The 19,621-nt window shown below is 72.6% G+C and carries 16 protein-coding genes; 9 read left to right on the plus strand and 7 right to left on the minus strand.

Features of this window, described 5'->3' with window-relative positions:
- Positions 1 to 141 precede the first annotated feature (141 nt).
- The 5 genes from hisC (at position 142) to ACRYR2_RS15685 (ending at position 6,104) form a co-directional block, all read left to right on the plus strand.
- On the plus strand, positions 142 to 1,245 hold the full coding sequence (gene hisC, locus ACRYR2_RS15665) for a histidinol-phosphate transaminase (RefSeq protein WP_432563812.1): 1,104 nt from the start codon (positions 142 to 144) through the stop codon (positions 1,243 to 1,245).
- A 609-nt stretch (positions 1,246 to 1,854) separates the two neighbouring features.
- A complete protein-coding gene (pdhA, locus tag ACRYR2_RS15670; protein ID WP_432563813.1) occupies positions 1,855 to 3,006 on the plus strand; it encodes a pyruvate dehydrogenase (acetyl-transferring) E1 component subunit alpha in 1,152 nt (383 codons plus the stop codon).
- Positions 3,006 to 3,989 (plus strand): alpha-ketoacid dehydrogenase subunit beta, encoded by a 984-nt coding sequence (locus ACRYR2_RS15675; protein ID WP_432563814.1) that lies wholly within the window; start codon positions 3,006 to 3,008, stop codon positions 3,987 to 3,989. Before pdhA ends, ACRYR2_RS15675 begins: the two co-directional genes overlap by 1 nt.
- A gap of 57 nt (positions 3,990 to 4,046) precedes the next feature.
- Positions 4,047 to 5,324, plus strand: coding sequence for a dihydrolipoamide acetyltransferase family protein (locus ACRYR2_RS15680; protein ID WP_432563815.1), 1,278 nt, complete (start codon positions 4,047 to 4,049; stop codon positions 5,322 to 5,324).
- Between the two features lie 15 nt (positions 5,325 to 5,339).
- Complete coding sequence (locus ACRYR2_RS15685) at positions 5,340 to 6,104, plus strand: nucleoside phosphorylase (protein ID WP_432563816.1); 765 nt, start codon at positions 5,340 to 5,342, stop codon at positions 6,102 to 6,104.
- Between the two features lie 174 nt (positions 6,105 to 6,278).
- Here the strand turns inward: ACRYR2_RS15685 and ACRYR2_RS15690 are convergent, their stop codons facing one another.
- The 6 genes from ACRYR2_RS15690 to ACRYR2_RS15715 form a co-directional block, all read right to left on the minus strand.
- Positions 6,279 to 7,121: an HpcH/HpaI aldolase/citrate lyase family protein gene (locus tag ACRYR2_RS15690; RefSeq protein WP_432563817.1), complete on the minus strand. Its 843-nt coding sequence runs from the start codon at positions 7,119 to 7,121 to the stop codon at positions 6,279 to 6,281.
- Between the two features lie 140 nt (positions 7,122 to 7,261).
- A complete protein-coding gene (locus tag ACRYR2_RS15695; RefSeq protein WP_432563818.1) occupies positions 7,262 to 8,617 on the minus strand; it encodes an 8-oxoguanine deaminase in 1,356 nt (451 codons plus the stop codon).
- 41 nt (positions 8,618 to 8,658) lie between these two features.
- Entirely contained in the window at positions 8,659 to 9,174 is a 516-nt protein-coding gene (locus tag ACRYR2_RS15700) for a Dps family protein (protein WP_432563819.1), read from the minus strand.
- A complete protein-coding gene (locus tag ACRYR2_RS15705) occupies positions 9,171 to 9,635 on the minus strand; it encodes a Fur family transcriptional regulator (protein ID WP_432563820.1) in 465 nt (154 codons plus the stop codon). Before ACRYR2_RS15705 ends, ACRYR2_RS15700 begins: the two co-directional genes overlap by 4 nt.
- 161 nt (positions 9,636 to 9,796) lie before the next feature.
- Positions 9,797 to 11,809 carry an MDR family MFS transporter gene (locus tag ACRYR2_RS15710; protein ID WP_432563821.1) on the minus strand — a complete coding sequence of 671 codons (2,013 nt, stop codon included), beginning with the start codon at positions 11,807 to 11,809 and terminating at the stop codon, positions 9,797 to 9,799.
- Positions 11,806 to 12,345, minus strand: coding sequence for a MarR family winged helix-turn-helix transcriptional regulator (locus ACRYR2_RS15715; RefSeq protein WP_432563822.1), 540 nt, complete (start codon positions 12,343 to 12,345; stop codon positions 11,806 to 11,808). The genes ACRYR2_RS15710 and ACRYR2_RS15715 overlap by 4 nt, the downstream gene beginning before the upstream one ends.
- A 369-nt stretch (positions 12,346 to 12,714) precedes the next feature.
- On the opposite strand from ACRYR2_RS15715, the gene ACRYR2_RS15720 reads away from it, so the two are divergent.
- Both ACRYR2_RS15720 and ACRYR2_RS15725 read left to right on the plus strand, forming a co-directional pair.
- On the plus strand, positions 12,715 to 13,128 hold the full coding sequence (locus tag ACRYR2_RS15720; protein WP_432563842.1) for an ATP-binding protein: 414 nt from the start codon (positions 12,715 to 12,717) through the stop codon (positions 13,126 to 13,128).
- Between the two features lie 91 nt (positions 13,129 to 13,219).
- Positions 13,220 to 15,235 carry a cytochrome c oxidase assembly protein gene (locus tag ACRYR2_RS15725; RefSeq protein WP_432563823.1) on the plus strand — a complete coding sequence of 672 codons (2,016 nt, stop codon included), beginning with the start codon at positions 13,220 to 13,222 and terminating at the stop codon, positions 15,233 to 15,235.
- A 114-nt stretch (positions 15,236 to 15,349) separates the two neighbouring features.
- Here the strand turns inward: ACRYR2_RS15725 and ACRYR2_RS15730 are convergent, their stop codons facing one another.
- The gene (locus tag ACRYR2_RS15730) at positions 15,350 to 15,754 is read right to left on the minus strand and encodes an OsmC family protein (protein ID WP_432563824.1); all 405 of its coding nucleotides are present in this window, start codon (positions 15,752 to 15,754) and stop codon (positions 15,350 to 15,352) included.
- Between the two features lie 143 nt (positions 15,755 to 15,897).
- Between ACRYR2_RS15730 and ACRYR2_RS15735 the strand changes: the two genes are divergently transcribed.
- Together ACRYR2_RS15735 and ACRYR2_RS15740 are read left to right on the plus strand one after the other, a co-directional pair.
- Positions 15,898 to 17,283, plus strand: a complete 1,386-nt coding sequence (locus ACRYR2_RS15735) for an ATP-dependent 6-phosphofructokinase (RefSeq protein WP_432563825.1) — start codon at positions 15,898 to 15,900, stop codon at positions 17,281 to 17,283.
- Positions 17,284 to 17,399: 116 nt separating this feature from the next.
- Entirely contained in the window at positions 17,400 to 19,442 is a 2,043-nt protein-coding gene (locus ACRYR2_RS15740; protein ID WP_432563826.1) for a calcineurin-like phosphoesterase C-terminal domain-containing protein, read from the plus strand.
- The last annotated feature ends 179 nt before the right edge of the window (positions 19,443 to 19,621 follow it).

Raw genomic sequence — 19,621 nt, forward strand, 5'->3', positions numbered from 1 at the left:
GGTACCTCTCCAGCGGTGGTGAGCCTGACGACCTCAGAGTCAACCCCAACTGTTTCGAGGATGTTTCAGCGACGTGACCGAACTCATCGCGCCGCCGGGACGCGCCCCGGTACCGGAAGGGCGGTCCGTACCCTGACCGGCATGACGACTCCCAGCACCCCTCCCGCCCCGCGACTGCGGGCGAACATGGCCAAGGTCCCGGCGTACGTCGCCGGCAAGCCTGCCGTGGCCCGGGACGGCCTGGAGGTCTTCAAGCTGTCCTCGAACGAGAACCCGTTCCCGCCGCTGCCCAGCGTGCTCACCGCCATCACCCGCGCGGCCGCCTCGGTCAACCGCTACCCCGACCCGGCGGCGACCGCGATGGTCGGGGCGATCGCCCGGCGCTGGGGCGTGGAGGTGGACAAGCTCGCGGCCGCCACCGGCAGCGTGCGGCTGCTCGCCCAGCTGGCCGAGATCACCTGCGCCCCCGGCGACGAGGTCGTCTACGCGTGGCGCTCCTTCGAGTCGTACCCGATCACCGCGGCGATCTCGGACGCGACCGGCGTCGAGGTCCCGCTGACCGCCGACGCCCGGCACGACCTGCCCGCCATGCTGGCGGCGATCACCGAGCGGACCCGGCTGGTCATCCTCTGCTCGCCGAACAACCCGACCGGGCCGGCGCTGCGCCGGGCCGAGCTGACCGACTTCCTCGCCGCCGTCCCGCGCGACGTGCTCGTCGTCCTCGACGAGGCCTACCGCGAGTTCGTCGACGACCCCGAGGTGCCGGACGGCGTGGAGGTCTTCCGCGCGCACCCGAACGTCGTGGTGCTGCGCACGTTCTCCAAGGCCTACGGGCTGGCCGGCCTGCGGATCGGCGCCGCCGTGGCCCACCCCGACGTCGCCGCCACGCTGCGCCGGGCCTCCACGCCGTTCGGGGTCTCCGCGATCGCCCAGGCGGCGGTCGTCGCCTCGCTGCAGGACGCGGCCGAGGCCGAGCTGATGGAACGCGTGCAGGCCGTCGTGGCCGAGCGCAACGTCCTGGTGGCGGGTCTGCGCGAGCAGGGCTGGGACGTGCCGGACGCGCAGGGCAACTTCTTCTGGCTGCCCGTCGGGGACCGGGCGCTGGAGCTGGCCGACGCGTTCGCCGCCGAGGGCCTCGTCGTGCGCGCCTTCGCCGGGGCCGGCCTGCGGGTCACCGTCGCCGAGCCTGAGGCGAACGCCCGCTTCCTCGAGGTCGCGGGCAAGGTGCTGGCCGAGATCAGCTGACGGCCTGGAGGGCTGCAGGACCGTCCGAGTGGATTCCCGCTCAGTCCGGGAGCAACAGGACCGGGCAGCGCGGGCCCGGGGCCCCAGCCAGACGTGCGTCCGCTGTCACCAGGGTCGAGCGCGACGTACGTGGCGTCGTGCGCCGTGACGCTCGCGCGCAGCTCCCAGATCCTGCCGAGCAGGTGGACACCGGCGTGCCGGGTGGTGCCCAGGCGGGCCCGGGTGGCCAGGGCCAGCGTCGCGTGATCGTCGTCGAGCCTGCTGCGCAGGTCCTCCCGGCGCAGGACGGTGACGGCCACGGACGCGTCGACGACGACGCTCACCCGCGCGCGTCGCGCCCGGCGTCGAGGGGGCGAGGACCTCGGTGGTGCCGACGCCGAGGCCGGGCAGTGCTGCCAGCAGGGCGGCGACGTCGTCCGGCACGTGGCGCAGGTAGAGGGTCTGCACGGCGACGACGCCAGCGACCGGCTAGCCCTCGGCAACGGTCGTTCTGCGGCGCGCCGGTTCCCAACTTACGATTGCGTAACGTACGCTCGCGTCACCTACGGAACCGTAGGTTCGCCAGACACGTCTGAGTGCACGCCACCCGACGAGCACGGAGGAACGCACGTGACCGACACGGCGGTCGGCCCGGTACGGGCTCCCCAGTACGCACCCGACGAGATGGTCCAGCTGCTGGACCGGAACGGCGTGCGCCGCAGCCATCCGGACTACGACGTCCACCTCGAGCCCGAGGAGCTGCTGGCGCTGCTGCGCGACATGGTGCTCCTGCGCCGCCTCGACGCCGAGGGCGAGGCGCTGCAGCGGCAGGGCCAGCTCGGTCTGTGGGCCGGCTCCCGCGGTCAGGAGGCCTCCCAGGTCGGCGCGGGCCGGGCTACCCGCCGCCAGGACCAGGTCTTCCCCACCTACCGCGACCACGGTGCGGCGCTGACGCGCGACATCGACCCGCTGCACGTGCTGAGCCTGTACCGCGGTGTCGACCACGGCGGCTGGGACCCGGCCGCCACCGGTGTGCACCCCTACACGCTCGTCATCGCCGCGCAGCTGCTGCCGGCCGTCGGGTACGCCATGGGCGTGCAGCGCGACGGAGCCGTCGGCACGGGCGACCCCGACCGCGACGCGGCCGTCATCGCCTACCTGGGTGACGGGGCGACGTCCCAGGGCGAGGCCGCCGAGGCGTTGAACTGGGCCGCGGTCTTCAACGCCCCCGTCGTCTTCCTCTGCCAGAACAACCAGTGGGCGATCTCCGAGCCGGTCTCGCGCCAGTCGCCGGTCCCGCTGCACCGCCGCGCCGAGGGCGCCGGGATGCCCGGGGTCCTCGTCGACGGCAACGACGTCCTCGCCGTCCTGGCGGTCGTCGGTGCGGCGATGGACCGGGCCCGCGCCGGTGGTGGCCCCACGTTCGTCGAGTCGTTCACCTACCGGATGGGCGCCCACACCACCTCCGACGACCCGACCCGCTACCGGCACGCGGCCGAGGTCGACGAGTGGCGCGAGAAGGACCCGATCGACCGGTTCCGCGCCTACCTGCGGGCCGAGGGCGTCCTGGACGAGGAGTACGAGGCGCAGCTGCAGCAGGAGGCGGACGAGTTCGCCGAACGGGTGCGCGCCGGCGTCGCGGCGATGCCCGACCCGGACCCGGTGGCGATGTTCGACCACGCCTACGCCGAGCCGCACCCGCAGGTGCTCGCCGAACGCGACGAGTTCCTCGCCGCCTGGGAACAGCACGACCGTGACGCTCACGCAGGAGGGGCCGCCTGATGGAACGCATGGCGATCGGCAAGGCGATCAACGCCGGCCTGCGCGCGGCGATGGACCGCGACCCGCGGGTCCTGCTCATGGGGGAGGACATCGGGGCCCTCGGTGGGGTCTTCCGCGTCACCGAGGGGCTGCAGAAGGACTTCGGCGAGGACCGCGTCATCGACACCCCGCTGGCCGAGGCCGGCATCGTCGGCACCGCCATCGGCATGGCCCTGCGCGGGTACCGGCCGGTGTGCGAGATCCAGTTCAACGGGTTCGTGTACCCGGCGTTCAACCAGATCACCACCCAGCTGGCGAAGCTGCGGGCCCGGTCCCGGGGGCGGTTGTCCGTGCCCGTCGTCCTGCGCATCCCCAGCGGCGGCGGCATCGGCTCGGTCGAGCACCACTCCGAGAGCCCGGAGGTGCTGTTCGCGCACACCGCGGGGCTGCGGGTCGTCGCCCCGAGCAACGCCCACGACGCCTACTGGATGATCCAGCAGTCCATCGCCTCGGCCGATCCGGTCCTGTTCCTGGAACCCGAGCGCCGGTACTGGGAGAAGGGCGACGTGGACACCGACCTCGGCCCCGGCCAGGTCGCGCCGCTGCACAAGGCGCGGATCCTGCGCCCGGGCACCGACGCCACGCTCGCCGCCTACGGCCCCACGACGCGGCTCGCGCTCGACGCCGCCGCGGCGGCCGCCGAGGACGGCACCGACCTGGAGGTGGTCGACCTGCGCTCGATCTCCCCGCTGGACGTCGACACGGTCGCCGAGTCGGTGCGCCGCACCGGCCGGCTCGTCGTCGTCTCCGAGGCGCCGACGTTCCACGGACCCGCGGCCGAACTCGCCGCGCGCATCCAGGAGTCGTGCTTCTACTCCCTGGAGGCGCCCGTGAAGCGGGTCGGCGGGTACCACCTGCCGTACCCCGTCGCCCGCGTCGAGGAGCACTACCTGCCGAGCCTGGACCGTGTCCTCGACGCCGTCGAGCAGTCCCTCGCCGCCTGATCCGCCACCTGATCGAACGCCTCCCCAGATCCCTCCCGAGACCCCCGAAGGACCCCGTTGAACCAGCGGTTCGCCCTGCCCGACGTCGGTGAAGGACTCACCGAGGCCGAGATCGTCTCCTGGAAGGTCAAACCCGGGGACTCGGTCGCCGTGAACGACGTCCTCGTCGAGATCGAGACGGCGAAGTCCATCGTGGAACTGCCCAGCCCGTACGCCGGGACGGTGGCCGAACTCCTGGTGGCCGAGGGCGAGACCGTGGAGACGGGCAGCGACATCATCGTCGTGAGCGACGGCGCGGACGCTCCCGCCGCCGCTGCCGCGCCCGTCCCGGCGCAGCCCACGGCCGAGGAGGGTTCCGGGGCCACGCTGGTCGGGTACGGAACCCGCGAGGGCACGCCGCGGCGACGTCGCGGGGCTGCGGCCCGCACGCCCGGACCCGAGGTCCGCCCCGAGGTCCCGGCCGTCTCGGCGCACGTGCTCGCCAAACCCCCGGTGCGCAAGCTGGCCCGTGACCTCGGGGTCGACCTCGCCGCCGCGCAGGCCACCGGCCCCGGCGGGACCGTCACCCGCGCCGACGTCCTGGCGCTGGTCCCCACGCCGCCGGCCGAGCCGGAACGACGGTTCGAGCAGCACGAGCGCGAACGGCACGTCCCGATCCGCGGTGTGCGCAAGGCGACGGCCGCGGCCATGGTCGAGAGCGCGTTCTCGGCCCCGCACGTCACGGTGTTCACGACGGTCGACGCGACCCGGACCATGAAACTCGTCCAGCGGCTCAAGACCGATCCCGAGTACGCCGGCATCCGGGTCTCCCCGCTGCTGCTGGTGGCCAAGGCGCTGCTGGTCGCGGTGCGGCGCAACCCGGACATCAACTCCACCTGGGACGAGAAGAACCAGGTCATCGTCGTGAAGAACTACGTCAACCTCGGCATCGCGGTCGCCACGCCGCGCGGGTTGCTCGTCCCGAACGTCAAGGACGCCGACGCGATGACGTTGAAGGACCTCGCGATCCACCTGAACGAGCTGGCGGGGACCGCGCGCGAGGGCAAGGCGCAGCCGGCGGACCTGTCCGGCGGGACGATCACGATCACCAACGTCGGGACGTTCGGCATCGACACCGGAACCCCGATCCTCAACCCCGGTGAGGCCGCGATCCTCGCGGTCGGCAAGATCTCCCAGCGCCCCTGGGTGCACAAGGGGAAGGTCAAACCCCGTCACCTCGTGACGCTGGGGTTGTCGATCGACCACCGGATGCTCGACGGGGAGAGCGGTTCGCGGGCGCTGGCCGACATCGCCGCCGTCCTGGAGGACCCGGCGCGGGCGCTCACCTGGTCCTGAGACAAGATCACGCCCATGAGCGCAGGAGTCGACAAGAGCCAGGTGGGTCGGGACGTCCGGCAGTTCCACATCGGAGTCGCCCCCGGTGAGGTGGGAACCGTGGCCCTGCTGCCCGGTGACCCCTTCCGGGTGCCGCTGGTCGCGGAGTTCCTGACCGACGTCCGGGACGTCGCGCACAACCGCGAGCACCGGACCGTGACGGGCCTGTACAAGGGCAAGCTGATCACCGCCACGTCGACGGGCATGGGCTGCCCGTCGACGGCCATCGCGGTCGAGGAGCTCGTCCGGGTCGGGGTGACGTCGGTGATCCGCGTCGGCAGTTCCGCCGGTCTGCAACCGGGAGTCCGCCCCGGTGACCTGCTGGTCAGCGAGGGCTCGCTGCGCAACGACGGGACCACCGCCGCGTACGTCCACCACGGGTACCCCGCGGTGCCCGACCTCGAGCTCACCCTGGAACTGCGCCGCGCGGCCGAACGCCTCGCCGCGGGCAAGGACTACGCCGTCCGTTCCGGGCTCAACGTCTCCTCCGACGCGTTCTACGCCGAGACTCCCGAGGTCGTCGCCGAGTTCTCCCGGCTGGGGATGCTCAACATGGAGATGGAGAGCTCGGCCATGTACGTCGTCGCCCGGTTGCGCGGGATCCGGGCCGGGATGATCTGCTCCTGCAGCTCCAACCTCGTGGACGGAGCGAGCGTGTACGACGCCGGCCGGCGGCTGCACGACGGGTGGATGGCGAGCATCGAGGCGGCGCTGGAGGCCGCCGTCACCCTCGACCTCTGAGGGGGCCGACGAGCCGTTCCCGCCGGTACCACCGGTGTGGACGCCGAGCCCGGCACGCTCCGCGCCCCTCGGCTGACGGCCGGGACCGGGGACCGTCGGACGCGTGGGGCGGTAGGTCCAGCCCCACGCGGCCCCACGCGTCGACGGTCTCCCCCAGCTGACCCCGCGGGAGGGTCAGAGGGGCTGGATCCCGAAGGCGTCGGCGAGTTCCTGGATGCGCCGGGCGCGGCCCAGGCGCGGCAGGTCAGATCCGTCGCGCACGACCCCGCCGCTCTTCTCGAAGTTCTCGATGAAGTCGCGGGCCCACGTCGCGTCGGAGACGTTGGGGCTCATGACCTCGTTGATGACGTAGGCCTGCTCGGCGTCCAGGCAGAGCTTGCCCATCATGCCCATCGCGACCCCGACGGCCGAGGCGTCGCGCAGCTCGGGGTGCCCGCCGCCGGTGGTCGGGCCGTCGATCGGGCCGGGCAGCTTGCCGATGGCGCTGGCCACGACGAGCTTGCTGCGCGGGTAGGCCATGGCCATGTCCTCCGCGCCGGCGCCGGTGTCGCGGCGGTAGTCGCCCGAGCCGAAGGCCAGCCGGAACGTCCCCCGGGCGCAGGCGATCTCCCGGGCGGCCTCGATGCCGAGCGCCGACTCGCACAGCGCGACGACCGGGACGGAGCCGCCGAGCGCGTGCCACGTCGCCTCGACCTGCTCGCCGGCCTCGGCCTTGGCGAGCATGACGCCGAGGAGGTTGGGGACGCCCTTGAGCGCGTCGACGTCGTCGCGCCAGTGAGGGGTCGTCACGTCGTTGATGCGCACGAAGGCCCGACCCCCGGCCGCCATCCACTCGATGGCGTCGGCGCGGGCGGCGTCCTTGCGGGAGGGGTCGACGGCGTCCTCGATGTCCAGCACGACCTGGTCGGCCCGCGAGGCGGCCGCGACGTCGAACAGGTCGGTCCGCGTGGCGTTCACCAGCAGCCACGTCCGCGCGTACCGGGGCTCGACGATGTGCACCTTGCGTTCTGCGGTCATGGCAACGCACCGTAGCGCCGCCGGGACCTCCGGGGACGCCCGTGCGCGCGCCCGTGCTGGCGGGAGTGGCGATTCTCACCTCCGGGCACGCGGCCGGTGGTGCGTGGGACGCGTCGTGCACTCCTGCGGTCGGGCGCGCGTCAGGTGCGGGCCAGGACCCGCCGGCGTGCGGCGACGAGGTCGGTGACGGCCTGCTGCTCGGACGTGGTGCGCAGTTCGCCGTCCTCGACGACGACGCGGCCCTCGACGGTCGACAGCGCCAGCGGCGGGGTGGGCCCGATGACCATGGCGACGACGGGGTCGTCGAGGTCGGCGTGCCCGAGGCCGGTGAGGTCCCACACCGCCAGGTCGGCGCGCTTGCCCACCTCGATCGAGCCGATCTCGTCGGCCCGGCCCAGCACCGCGGCCCCGCCGGTGGTGGCGGCCCGCAACGCGTCCCGGGCGCTCATGGTGTCGGGGCCGCCGCGCAGCCGGGCGGTGTAGACCATCTGCCGCAGCTCGTCGGCCAGGCTGCCCTGTTCGCTGGAGGCGGCACCGTCGACCCCGAGGCCGAGCGGAACGCCGGCGTCCAGCAGGTCGCGGACGCGGGCCGACCCGGCGCCCAGGCGCGCGTTCGAGCTCGGGCAGTGCGCGACCGAACTGCCCGTGCGGGCCAGCGTCGCGATGTCGGAGTCGGACAGGTGGACGCAGTGGGCGAGCCACACGTCGGGGCCCAGCCAGCCTAGGTCCTCGAGCACCTCGACCGGCCGGCGGCCGAACGTGCGGGCGCAGTACTCCTCCTCGTCGTCGGTCTCGGCGAGGTGGGTGTGCCGCCGGATGCCCAGTTCGGCGGCTTGCGCGGCGGTCTGCCGCAGCAGCTCCGGGGACACGGAGAAGGGCGAGCAGGGAGCCGCGCCGATGCGGACCATCGAGCCGGGGGACGTGTCGTGGTGGCGGGTGACGGCGTCGGCCGTCGCGGCCAGGACCGTGTCGATCGTCTCCACGACCGAGTCCGGCGGCAGTCCGCCGGCGGACTGGCCGAGGTCCATCGACCCGCGGGTGGGGGAGAAGCGCAGGCCCACGGTCGCCGCGGCCTCGATCGTCGCGGCGAGCTGGTCGCCCCCGTCGTGCGGGTGCAGGTAGTGGTGGTCCATCGTCGTCGTGCACCCGGTCAGCGCCAGCCGGGCCAGGCCGGCGCGGGCGGCGGCCTCGACGTCGACCGCGTCCAGCCGGGCCCAGACCGGGTAGAGGGTCACGAGCCAGTCGAACAGCCCCTGGTCGACGGCGAAACCGCGGGTGGCCCACTGGTAGAGGTGGTGGTGGGTGTTGACGAACCCCGGGGTCACGAGGTGTCCGCGGGCGTCCACGACGCGGTCGGCGGTCGTCCCGGCCGGTGGATCACCCGCGCCGACGGCGGCGATGACACCGCCGTCCACGACGACGAAACCCGTCCGGTGCTCGGTACCGGACGGGTCGACGGTGGCCACGGCGGCCCCGGTGATCAGCAGGCTCGGCATGCGCTGATCCTGCCTCACCCGGGGCGCGTGACCGACGGGTGTCAGGCCCGACGGGGGGAGCGGTTCTCCGAGCCGATCAGCCAGGCCTGCTTCTCCAGGCCGAGGATGAAGCCGTGCAGCAGGTCGGCGGTCGAGGGGTCCTCGGCGTCGATCGGGTCGTGCACGCGGCGGATGGTGTCCACGGTGCGACGGGTCATCGCGACGATCGCCTCGACGGCGGCCCTGGTGTCGATCTCGTCGCCGCCGAAGTCGCCGATGGTGGTGGTGTTCGCCACGGTCGTCGGGCGGGCGTCCGGCACCCCGCCGACGGCGCGCATGCGCTCGGCGGTGTCGTCGGCGTACGTGCGGGCGAGCTCGATGAGCTCGTCGAGCTGCAGGTGCAGGTCGCGGAAGTTCTGACCCACGATGTTCCAGTGCGCCTGCTTGCCCTGCAGGTGCAGCGCGGTGAGGTCGACGAGGACCTCCTGCAGGCCGCCGTTGAGGCGGGAGCTGGCGTCGAAACCGGCGACCTTCTCCTGGGTCAGGCCAACGGTGTTGATGTCGTCGAGCGTGGTCACAGCTTCCTCCTGGGGTTCTCTTCTGCTTCAGCGGCGGCCGCGCACTGCGTGCACAGGCCCCACCAGGTGATGTCGGCCGTCTCGACCACCGGGAAACCCGGGGTCGTGGCCGGGCTCAGGCAGGCCGGCGTCCCCGTCGCGCAGGGGACGTCGGCGACGGTCCCGCAGCGGCGGCAGACGAGGTGGTGGTGGTTGTCGTCCACCGTCGTCTCGTAGCGCGGGGCGGATCCGGCGGGCTGGATGCTGCGCAGGACGCCCGTGCGGGTCAGGTCCTCCAGCACGTTGTACAGGCTCTGCCGCGACAGGCGGGCGCCTGCGTCCTCGAGCAGTTCCGCCACTCCCGCGGCCGTCTCGTGCGGGTGGTCCTCGAGCACCTGCAGGACGGCCCGCCGCGGGGCGGTGCTGCGCAGGCCGGCGCGGCGCAGCAGCTCCTCCGTCGCGGTGTCGTCCAGCGTGCTCATGCCCTCGAGAGTACGCCTACTTTGGACTCTGTCAAAAGAAGGTTCGCCTTCGCTTCGGTAGGTGAGGCTCACCGGACCGCTTGCCGCACAGCGCTTCGCACGGCCGTGGAACGGGGAAGGGCCCCGGAGCGGGTGCTCCGGGGCCCTCTCGGCGGATCAGGTCAGCGCTGGGCGCCCACCTGGCCGGCGACGTCCTCGCTCGAGCCGGCGTGCCGGCCGCGCGGGGTGGCCGCGTCCTCGCCCAGAGCCGCCTCGATCGAGCGCTCGTCGAGCCCGAGGTCGCGCAGGTTCTGCACCGCGGCGTCGAAGGCGGCCTCGCGGCGCGCGGCCTCGGCTGCGAGGTCCTCCATCGCCCGCTGGGCGGTCTTGGCCTGCTGCACGCCGCTGCGGATGCGTTCGGCCAGCTCTCCGGGGGCCATCGTTCCGTCCACGGCCGTGACCGTAGTGCTCGCCGCCCGGACCTCGCCAGTGGTCGCGTCGTCCGCCAGGGGGGCGCCGGCCGCCTGCGCCGGTGCGGCGGCCGCGGCGGTCGCCGTCTGCGCGGGCGTCGGCTCGTCCGGCGTCGGCGCGCCGTGCCCCGGTCCCTGCCCCTGCAGCGGCAGCGACGGCAGGAAGAGCACCGTGACGAACCCGGCCAGCATGATGAAGGCGGCGACCAGGTAGATGAGGCTGGTCGAGTCGGTGAAACCGACCTTGAACGGGTGCGCGAGGGCGTCCGGCAGGGTGGAGAGCACCGAGGTGTCGTCCTGCGCCCGGGCCAGCGTCTGGTCGAGGTTCCCGCCCCAGGTCTGCGCAGCCTGCTGGAACGCGCTCGTGCCCGCGGCCGACCGGTACGCCGAGGACACCTCGTCGGTCAGGGTCGAGAACAGGATCGAGAGGAACACCGCGGTGCCCAGCGTGCCGCCCATCTGGCGGAAGAACGTCACCGAACTCGTCGCCACGCCCAGTTCCGAGCGCTTGGCGGCGTTCTGGACGGCCAGGATGACCGGCTGCATGTTGCCGCCCAGGCCCCAGCCCATGATCAGCATGACGATCATCGTCTGCCAGATGGGGGTGTCGGCGTTGACCCGGGAGAAGAGGAACAACGCGACGACCATGAGGCCGTTGCCGATGACCGGCAGGACCTTGTAGGTACCGGTGCGGGCGATGAACCGCCCGGAGAACATGCTCGCCGACATGATGCCGACGACGACCGGCAGCATCGCGAGGCCGCCCATGGTCGGGGTCAGGTCCTTGACGACCTGCAGGTACTGCGGCAGCACGGCGAACACGCCGAACATCCCCATGCCGAGGATGAACGAACCCAGGCTGCCGACGAGGAACGTGCGGCCGCGGAACATCCGCAGCGGCAGCAGGGCCTCCTCGCCGTAGGCCCGCTCGGCCAGGACGAACAGGACCAGGCCGACGACGCCGACGGCGTAGCAGGCGATGGAACGGGTCGAACCCCAACCCCACTCGCGACCCTGCTCGGCGACGATGAGCAGCGGCACGAGCGCCATGACGAGCGTCAGCGCGCCGGGCCAGTCGATCCGGTGGCGGCTGGACCGCTTGGGCAGGTGAAGGTTCTTCGAGACCACGACCAGGGCGAAGATCCCGATCGGCACGTTGAGCCAGAAGATCCAGCGCCAGCCGGCCAGGCCGAGCAGGCTGTCGAGGCCGGAGAAGAAGCCGCCCGCGACGGGGCCGAGCACGCTGGAGGTGCCGAACACCATCATGAAGTAGGCCTGGTACCTCGCCCGTTCCCGCGGCGGGACGATGTCGCCGATGATCGTGAGCGCGAGCGACATCAGGCCGCCGGCGCCCAGACCCTGCAGCGCACGCCACGCCGCGAGCTCGTACATCGACGTGGAGATCCCGCACAGCGCCGAGCCCACGATGAAGATGCCGATGGCGGCGATGAAGAACTTCCGCCGGCCGTACATGTCGGACAACTTCCCGTACAACGGGGTCGAGATCGTCGAGGTGATGAGGAACGCGGTGGTCGCCCAGGCCTGCAGCGAGAAACCGTCGAGGTCGTCGGCGATGGTGCGGATCGCCGTGGAGACGATCGTCTGGTCGAGCGCACCGAGGAACATCCCCAGCAGCAGGCCGGACAGGATGGCCATGATCTGCCGGTGCGTGAACACCGGCGCGTCCGGGTCTGCCGGTCGCGAACCGGCGGTCGTGGTGCTCATGCGTGCTCCTGAGGGGCGTGGGTGGTGCGGAGGTGTTCGGTGTGGCGTTCCAGACCGGCGGTGAAGCGCGAGAGCAGGTCGGTGAAGACGGCGAGCTCGCCGTCGTCGAAGTCCTCGACGGCGCGCGCCAGGTGGTCGTGACGCCGTCGCCGCATGGCGGTGACGACCGTGTGGCCGGCCTCGGTCACGTCCAGCAGGCTGGCGCGGCGGTCCTCGGGGTCGGGCAGCCGGCGCAGCAGGGCGCGCTCGGCGAGCTCGGCGGTCTGCCGGCTCGTGGTCGAGGGGTCCGTGCCCAGCCGTTCGGCCAGCGCCCCCACCCGCAGCGGGCCGGCGTCGGCCAGGACGTGCAGGACGACGTGCATGGCCCGTTCGACGTCGGACTGGCCGCGGGCCACCTGCGCCTTGAGCGCGTGCAGGGTCCGCAGCTGCCGGTCGACCGCGTCGGCGAGGGCGGCCACCTGCTGCTCGTGCGCGGCGTCGGCCGCCGCCGCCGGGGGACCGGTGCCGGTCACCGGCGGGTCCTGGTGGGAGGTCATGCGTCGGCTCCGTCGGGGTGACTGGGTGGTCCGGGCGGGCGCCCGGTGTGTCGGCGGACCGATCGGCGACGCCGTGGTGTAACGGCGAGCGGGGTCCGGGCGAAGTACTCCCCGGGGCATCGGCCGGAGGAGGTGGAACCTTTGACTGCTACATGCAACGAACTTGGACAAGTTACCAGCCGCAACCACGTACCGGGGGGTCACAGCGTGGCGACGGAGTACAGGGGGCGTTCCGACGGGGCGTCCGCCGCAGGGGGGCCCGGGCGTGGAGCCCTGGGGACGGAGCGTTGGTGGACTACACCGTCGGAGCGACGCTGCGCTACGGTTCCTGGTGACCCTACGTATCGGGAGAATCACGCAGTGTCGTTCATGGAGTGGTCGAGCGAGACGACGCTCGCGCCTGTCCCGATGTCCTCGCGGGCGGCGCGGCACTTCGTGGCGGACTGGTGCATCGCCGAAGGCATCATCGGCGACGTCGTCGACACCCTCCTGCTGCTGACGGCCGAGGTCGTGACGAACGCCGTGCTGCACGGACGCAGCGACGTCGTCCTGCGCATCGGCCGCGACGGCTCGCGCGTGCGCGTCGGCGTCGGTGACGAGAACACGCGTCTCCCCCTGCGCCGCGAGTCCGACCCCGAGGCCCTCAACGGCCGCGGCATGGCCCTCGTCGAGGCGCTGGCCGACGCCCACGGCGTCGAGGTCGAAGCGCTCGGCAAGACGGTCTGGTTCGACGTGACCACCGCCCTGGCCCCCGTCCGCTCCTCGGTCCGCGCCAGCGCCTGACGCGAGGACGTCCCCGCGCCCGCCGGCGGACCCCGGCAGGAGCGGGACGTGTGCTGTCGGCCCGGTCCGCGGGGCGACCTACCCTGGAGGGGTGGCCGCACCTACCCGCTCGGCCCGCAGCGCATCCCCGACGACAGGCGTCCTGCTGACCTCGTCGGCCGTTCTCCTCGCCGCGCTCGCGGTCCTGCTCACCGCTCTCGCCCTCGCCGGCGGACTCGACCCCTCCGTCCTGGGAGACCCCGGCGCCCTGGTCCGCTACGGGCTGCCGATCGCCCGGACGGTCCACGACCTGTCCGCCGCCGTCGCGATCGGCGGGTTCGCGGTCGCCACCTTCCTGCTGCCGTTCCCCAGCGGCGCCTGGACGCGCGCCGTCCGGGTGGCCGGCGTCGCCGCCGGCGCGTGGGCCGTGGCGGCGCTGCTGGTCCTCGTGCTGACCGCCATGGACGTCATCGGTGCCGCCCCCGGGGCGCCCGAGTTCGGCGCCCAGTTCGCCCAGTTCGCCCAGCAGATCGACCTCGGCCGCGCGTTGCTGGTCACCACCGTGCTCGCGGCCGTCGCCGCGACGGTGGGAGCCGCCGCCACGTCACCGACGGGCGCGGCCTGGGGGACCGCCGTCGGGATCGTCGCCCTGATGCCGCTGTCGCTGTCCGGGCACGCCTCCGGCTCGGCCTCGCACGAGACCGCCGTCAGCTCGCTGGCCATGCACCTCGTCGGGGTCACGGTCTGGATCGGGGGCCTGGCGGCGGTGCTGCTCGTCGCCCCGCTCACGGGCCGCGCCTCGGGGGCGGGCAAGGGGCAGCGATCCGTCGACCTGCCGACGTTGGCGGCCCGCTACTCCACGGTGGCGCTGTGGTGCTTCGCCGCCGTGGCCCTGTCCGGTGTCCTGAACGCCTCCGTCCGGCTCGGCGGCTGGTCGGGGTTGACCTCGGCCTACGGCGCCCTCGTCGTCGGCAAGGTCGTCGCCCTCGTCGCGCTCGGCCTGCTCGGCGCCTGGCACCGCCGCCGCACCCTGCCGCTGCTGGCGACCCGGCCCGTGGCCTTCCTGCGCATCGCGGCCGGGGAGCTCGTGCTCATGGGGGCCGCGACGGGCCTGGGCGTCGCGCTCAGCCGCAGCCCCACGCCCGTCCCGGACGACAACCCGAACTCCACCGCCGCCGAGAACCTGCTCGGCGAGCCGATGCCGCCGGCGCTGTCGGTGCGGCACTGGTTCACGCAGCTCAGCCCCGACCTGCTGTGGCTGACCGTGGGCGGGCTCCTGCTCGTGGGGTACCTCGCCGGGGTCCGGCGCCTGCGCGCCCGCGGCGACTCCTGGCCGGTCGGCCGGACCGTCTGGTGGGTCGTCGGCTGCCTGGCGCTGCTGTTCGTCACCAGCGGCGGCCCGGCCGCCTACGGCCGCATCACGTTCAGCATGCACATGCTGCAGCACATGCTGCTGACGATGGTCGTACCGCCGATGCTCGTCCTCGGCGCGCCGATCACCCTGGCCATGCGGGCGCTGCCGGCCCGGCGCGACCACTCCCGCGGCGCCCGCGAGTGGCTGCTGGAGATCGTGCACTCGCGGTACCTGGGCGTCGTCGGGCACCCGCTGGTGGCCGCCGTCCTGTTCGCCGGCTCGCTGATCGTCTTCTACTACTCGCCGCTGTTCGAGCTGGCGCTGCGCACCCACGTCGGGCACGAGCTGATGATGGTGCACTTCCTGGGGACGGGCTTCCTGTTCTCCTCGGTGCTCATCGGCGTCGACCCGGGCGCGCACCGGCCCGCCTACCCGATGCGGCTCATCCTGCTGCTGGCGACCATGGCGTTCCACGCCTTCTTCGGCGTCGCGCTCATGCAGGGCACCCAGCTGCTGGCCGCGGACTGGTTCGCGCAGATCACGCCCGGTGCCGACCTGCTGGCCAACCAGCAGGAGGGTGGCGACATCGCCTGGGGCATCGGCGAGGTGCCCACGATCCTGCTCGTGCTCGGCGTCGCCGTCGGGTGGTCGAAGTCGGACACCCGGGAGAACCGGCGACGCGACCGCAAGGCCGCCCGCGACGGCGACGCCGAGCTGAACGAGTACAACGCGATGCTGCAGCGGCTGGCCGACCGCGAGGGCCCCCGGTCCTGAGCGCTGCCCGGTCCGTGTCCGGGGCGCGTGTCCAGGTCGCGCGTTCGAGCGCGCTGTCACCGCGTGCGCGGTGATCGCGCGCACGCTCACCGCGCGCCGCAGCGCAGGCGCGGCTCAGGCCAGCTGCACGTCCAGGGCCGACGCCTCGATGGTCTTGGTGAACGGGCAGATCGCCAGCGCCTGCTGGAGCACCGCGGAGGCGTCGGTGCCCGCGTCGGGCAGCGTGACGGTCAGGGCGTAGCGGGCGGTGTAGCCGGGGCCCTCGTCGGCGCTCGACAACGTCACGCGCGACTCCACGCTGGCCCCCTCGCTGCTCCCGCCGGCGCTGGTCGCGGCGATGCGCAGCGACTCCAGCAGGCAGGAGCCGAGGGCGGCGGCCATCAGCTGCTCGGGGTTGGTGCCCTGGCCGGAGCCCTTGAGCGATTCGGGTTCGTGGACGTCGAGCGCCAGCGCGCCGTCGTCGGAGCGGGCCGCGCCCTCGGTGGAGGTCACGACGGCGGTGTACAAGTCGTTCGTCATGGCTCGACGCTAGGCAGTGTCCGGGCCGTCCGCGCGCTGGTTCGGGCAGGGACCCCGGCCTCACCACCGGCGCGGGGTGTGTCCGATGATGGGCGCAGACCGACCCACCGACCCGTCGTCGCCTGGAAAGGACCCGCGCGCTCATGGCCGAGCCGTCCGACCGTCCCACGAGCCGCGAACCGATCGACTTCACCGTCGAGACGCTGGGACCGTGCACCGTCGACTCACCGCTGGCGCCCCGGCTGCAGGCCCGGCGCACGACCCACCACTCGATCGACGAGACCGACCGGGTCCTGTTCGACGACACGCTGTCGAAGGTCTCCCGACGCGACGGTGAGCTCGAGGACCTGCCCAGCCTGGAACCCACCGGGCCGCGCAAGAAGATCTTCTTCGACCCCTCCAAGACCCGCGTCGGGATCGTCACCTGCGGCGGTCTGTGCCCGGGCATCAACAACGTCATCCGCGGCCTGGTCTCGGAGCTGACGAACCACTACGGCGTGCGCCGGATCTACGGGTTCAAGAACGGCTACCAGGGTTTCGTCCCGCGCTACGGCCACGACGTCATCGACCTCACGCCCGAGGTGGTCGAGAACATCGACGGCGAGGGCGGCACCATCCTGGGCACCTCGCGCGGGCAGCAGGACGCCTCCGAGATCGTGGACTGCCTGGAGCGGATGGGCATCGGCGTCCTGTTCGTCATCGGTGGTGACGGCACGATGCGCGGTGCGCAGAAGATCTCCGCCGAGATCAAGACCCGCGACCTGAAGACCGCGGTCGTCGGGATCCCCAAGACCATCGACAACGACATCCCGTTCATCGACCAGAGCTTCGGCTTCCAGTCCGCGTTCAGCGAGGCGACCCGCTCGATCCGCTCGGCCAAGGTCGAGGCGCGCACCGCCCCGAACGGGGTCAGCATCGTCAAGCTCATGGGCCGGCACTCCGGTTTCATCGCCTGCTACGCGGCGCTGGCCCAGAACGACGCGGACTTCGTGCTGATCCCCGAGGTCCCCTTCACCCTCGACGGCCCCGGCGGCTTCCTGGAGAAGCTGCGCGAGAAGGTCGCGAGCCAGGGACACGCGCTCGTCGTGGCCGCCGAGGGGGCGGGGCAGGAGCTGTTCGAGGACAACGGGCTGCAGGACGCCTCGGGCAACAAGAAGCTGCAGGACGTCGGAAGGCTGCTGCGGCAGGCGATCACCGACGACTTCGAGAAGAACGAGCTCGAACTGAACCTGCGGTACATCGACCCCAGCTACGTAATCCGCAGCGTCCCGGCCAACCCCTACGACAGCGTGTACTGCACGCGGCTGTCCCACGCCGCCGTCCACGCGGCGATGGCCGGCCGGACGAACATGGTCGTGGGCCGCTGGCGCCGCCGGTTCGTGCACATCCCGATCGCGCTGGCCGTCTCGGCCCGCAACCAGGTCGACCCGCACGGCGACCTGTGGTGGTCGGTGCTCGAGGCGACCGGCCAGCCTTGGTCCTTCGGGGAGTTCGCGGCCGAGCAGGTCACGGCGTTCGGCGGTCAGTGAACCTCGCGGGTGGTGACTCTCGGTGACGTTCCGCTGATCTTCCGGCAGGCGACACCGAGAGTTCACAGACCTCGCACAGGCTGGGCGCACCACCCCGAACGAGAGGTGCACTCCCCGTGCGAGCCAAGCCCAGCCCCCGCAGAACCCGCCGGAACCTCGGTCTCGGCGCGAGCGTCCTGCTCGGCGCGACCGTCCTGACGCAGGCCTCCACCCAGGCCTCCACCGGCGCCGAGCAGGACCAGATCCCCGAGTCGACCTACGTCGGCGCCGTCGAGGTCGTCCGCGACGTCGCCGCCGCCACGAAGTCCAGCGGCCCTGAGACGTTGCGCGGCACCGTGTTCAACGACGAGAACCGGGACGGCCGCAGTTCCGGCGACGAAGGCGTCGAGGGCGTCACGGTCTCCAACGGCCGCGACGTCGTCGTCACCGACGCCGACGGGAACTACGAACTGCCCGTCTTCGACGGCATGACCGCGTTCGTCACCCAGCCCTCGGGCTGGCAGGTCCCGGTCGACGCCGACGGCGTCGCCCAGTTCTCCTACAACCACCTCCCGGCCGGTTCGCCGGAGCTGCGCTTCGGTGGCCTGGAGCCGACCGGGCCGCTGCCGACCGCGGTGAACTTCCCGATCGTGCAGGGCGACGAGGCCGCCCAGGACGACGCCACCCGGTGCGCGGTCCTGGCCGACGTCCAGACCTACAGCGGCCGCGAACTCGGTTTCGCCCGCGACGGCCTGCTCGCCGACCTGCTGGAGGAGAACGACGTCGCCGAGTGCGGCGCCCTCATGCTCGGTGACGTGGCCGGTGACGACCTGGGCCTGTACCCGCGCATCAAGGAGGTCCTCGGGGCCTCCGGCCTGCCGTTGCGCTTCGTGCCGGGCAACCACGACCTGGACCTGGACGCGACCGACGCGGCGCACTCGTTCGACACCTTCAAGCGCGAACTGGGCCCGACGACGTACAGCTACGACGTCGCCGACGTCCACTACGTCGTGATGAACAACGTGAAGTACCCGTGCACGCCGCAGGACAACCCCGACGGCGCCCGCTCGCACTGCGACGACCCGGTCAACGCCCCCAGCTACTCCGGGCAGCTCGGCGACGACCAGCTGACCTGGCTGGAGAACGACCTCGCGCAGGTCCCGCAGGACAAGCTGGTCGTCATCGCCACCCACATCCCGATGGTCTCGTTCGCCGACCAGACCTCGACCAAGCACCAGACCGCCGAGGTCACGAAGGTCTACGAACTCCTCGAGGGACGTCCCGCGCTGTCGGTGTCGGGGCACACCCACTCCACCGAGCGGATGAACACCGGTGACAGCTACGCCGGCTGGAAGACCGCCGTCGGCGTGGACGAACTGCCCTTCCCGCACGTCGTGGCGGGTGCGCCCAGCGGTGACTGGTACTCCGGCGACCTCGGCGTCGACGGCCGCCCGATGGCGCTGCAGCGCGACGGTGCCCGTCCGGGCTACCTGATGCTCGACGTCGAGGGTGCGGAGTACGTCGACAGCTTCCGCGCCATCGGTGAGACCGACGAGAAGCAGATGGCCGTCTCGCTGAACTCCCCGCGCTGGCGCGACTGGTACACGACCATCACCGAGTGGGCCGCGACCCGCGAGGGCTGGGAGCAGGCGCCCCCGGTCAACGTCAACGACCTGGGTGACCCCGGCCTGGTGACGACGGCCGACGTCGCCGCCGACACGTACCTGTCGGCGAACGTCTGGTACGGCTCGACCGACACCGAGGTCTCGGTGTCGATCGACGGCGGACAGGCGCAGGCCGCGACCCGCACCCAGCAGGCGCAGGGCGAGGCCGCCAAGGTCGGCGCCCGGTACGCCGACCCGGCCGCCGCGACCCGGCAGCTGCAGGTCGCCCGGTTCGGCTTCGAGTCCACCTCCGGCGACGAGAGCGCGCAGGGCTTCGAGCTCTACGCCGGCAGCGACTACGGCCCCGGTCCCGCGCAGCCGGGCAACAACATCGCCGACCGCGCCACCCACATCTGGCAGTTCCGCCTCCCCAGCGGCCTGTCCGAGGGGGTGCACCGCGCCGACGTGACCGCCACCGACTCCTTCGGCCGTCAGTTCACCGAGACCTACGTGTTCGAGGTGCGGGCCGAACTGCCGCAGCAGGGTTTCCGGACGGACGTGTTCGAGACCGAGTGAGGCGCTGACCTCCACGGACGCGGCCGGACCCCTCGGGGTCCGGCCGCGTTCGGCGTCGGCGCCACGGTTCGAGCGCGCTGTCACCGCGTGCCCGGTCATCGCGTGCGCGCTCACCACGCGCCCGCTGGTGGTTCGAGCGCGCTGTCACCGCGTGCCCGGTCATCGCGTGCGCGCTCACC

The organism is Kineococcus deserti (assembly GCF_050871945.1).
Lineage (GTDB): Bacteria > Actinomycetota > Actinomycetes > Actinomycetales > Kineococcaceae > Kineococcus.

Excerpts from the sequence above, each read along its gene's own strand:
- ACRYR2_RS15685 (WP_432563816.1), top strand. The coding sequence starts at position 5,340 with ATGAGCGCAGGAGTCGACAAGAGCCAGGTGGGTCGGGACGTCCGGCAG.
- ACRYR2_RS15710 (WP_432563821.1), bottom strand. The coding sequence starts at position 11,809 with ATGAGCACCACGACCGCCGGTTCGCGACCGGCAGACCCGGACGCGCCG.
- hisC (WP_432563812.1), top strand. The coding sequence starts at position 142 with ATGACGACTCCCAGCACCCCTCCCGCCCCGCGACTGCGGGCGAACATG.
- ACRYR2_RS15690 (WP_432563817.1), bottom strand. The coding sequence starts at position 7,121 with ATGACCGCAGAACGCAAGGTGCACATCGTCGAGCCCCGGTACGCGCGG.
- ACRYR2_RS15705 (WP_432563820.1), bottom strand. The coding sequence starts at position 9,635 with ATGAGCACGCTGGACGACACCGCGACGGAGGAGCTGCTGCGCCGCGCC.
- ACRYR2_RS15735 (WP_432563825.1), top strand. The coding sequence starts at position 15,898 with ATGGCCGAGCCGTCCGACCGTCCCACGAGCCGCGAACCGATCGACTTC.
- ACRYR2_RS15730 (WP_432563824.1), bottom strand. The coding sequence starts at position 15,754 with ATGACGAACGACTTGTACACCGCCGTCGTGACCTCCACCGAGGGCGCG.
- ACRYR2_RS15715 (WP_432563822.1), bottom strand. The coding sequence starts at position 12,345 with ATGACCTCCCACCAGGACCCGCCGGTGACCGGCACCGGTCCCCCGGCG.
- ACRYR2_RS15695 (WP_432563818.1), bottom strand. The coding sequence starts at position 8,617 with ATGCCGAGCCTGCTGATCACCGGGGCCGCCGTGGCCACCGTCGACCCG.
- ACRYR2_RS15675 (WP_432563814.1), top strand. The coding sequence starts at position 3,006 with ATGGAACGCATGGCGATCGGCAAGGCGATCAACGCCGGCCTGCGCGCG.
- ACRYR2_RS15720 (WP_432563842.1), top strand. The coding sequence starts at position 12,715 with ATGGAGTGGTCGAGCGAGACGACGCTCGCGCCTGTCCCGATGTCCTCG.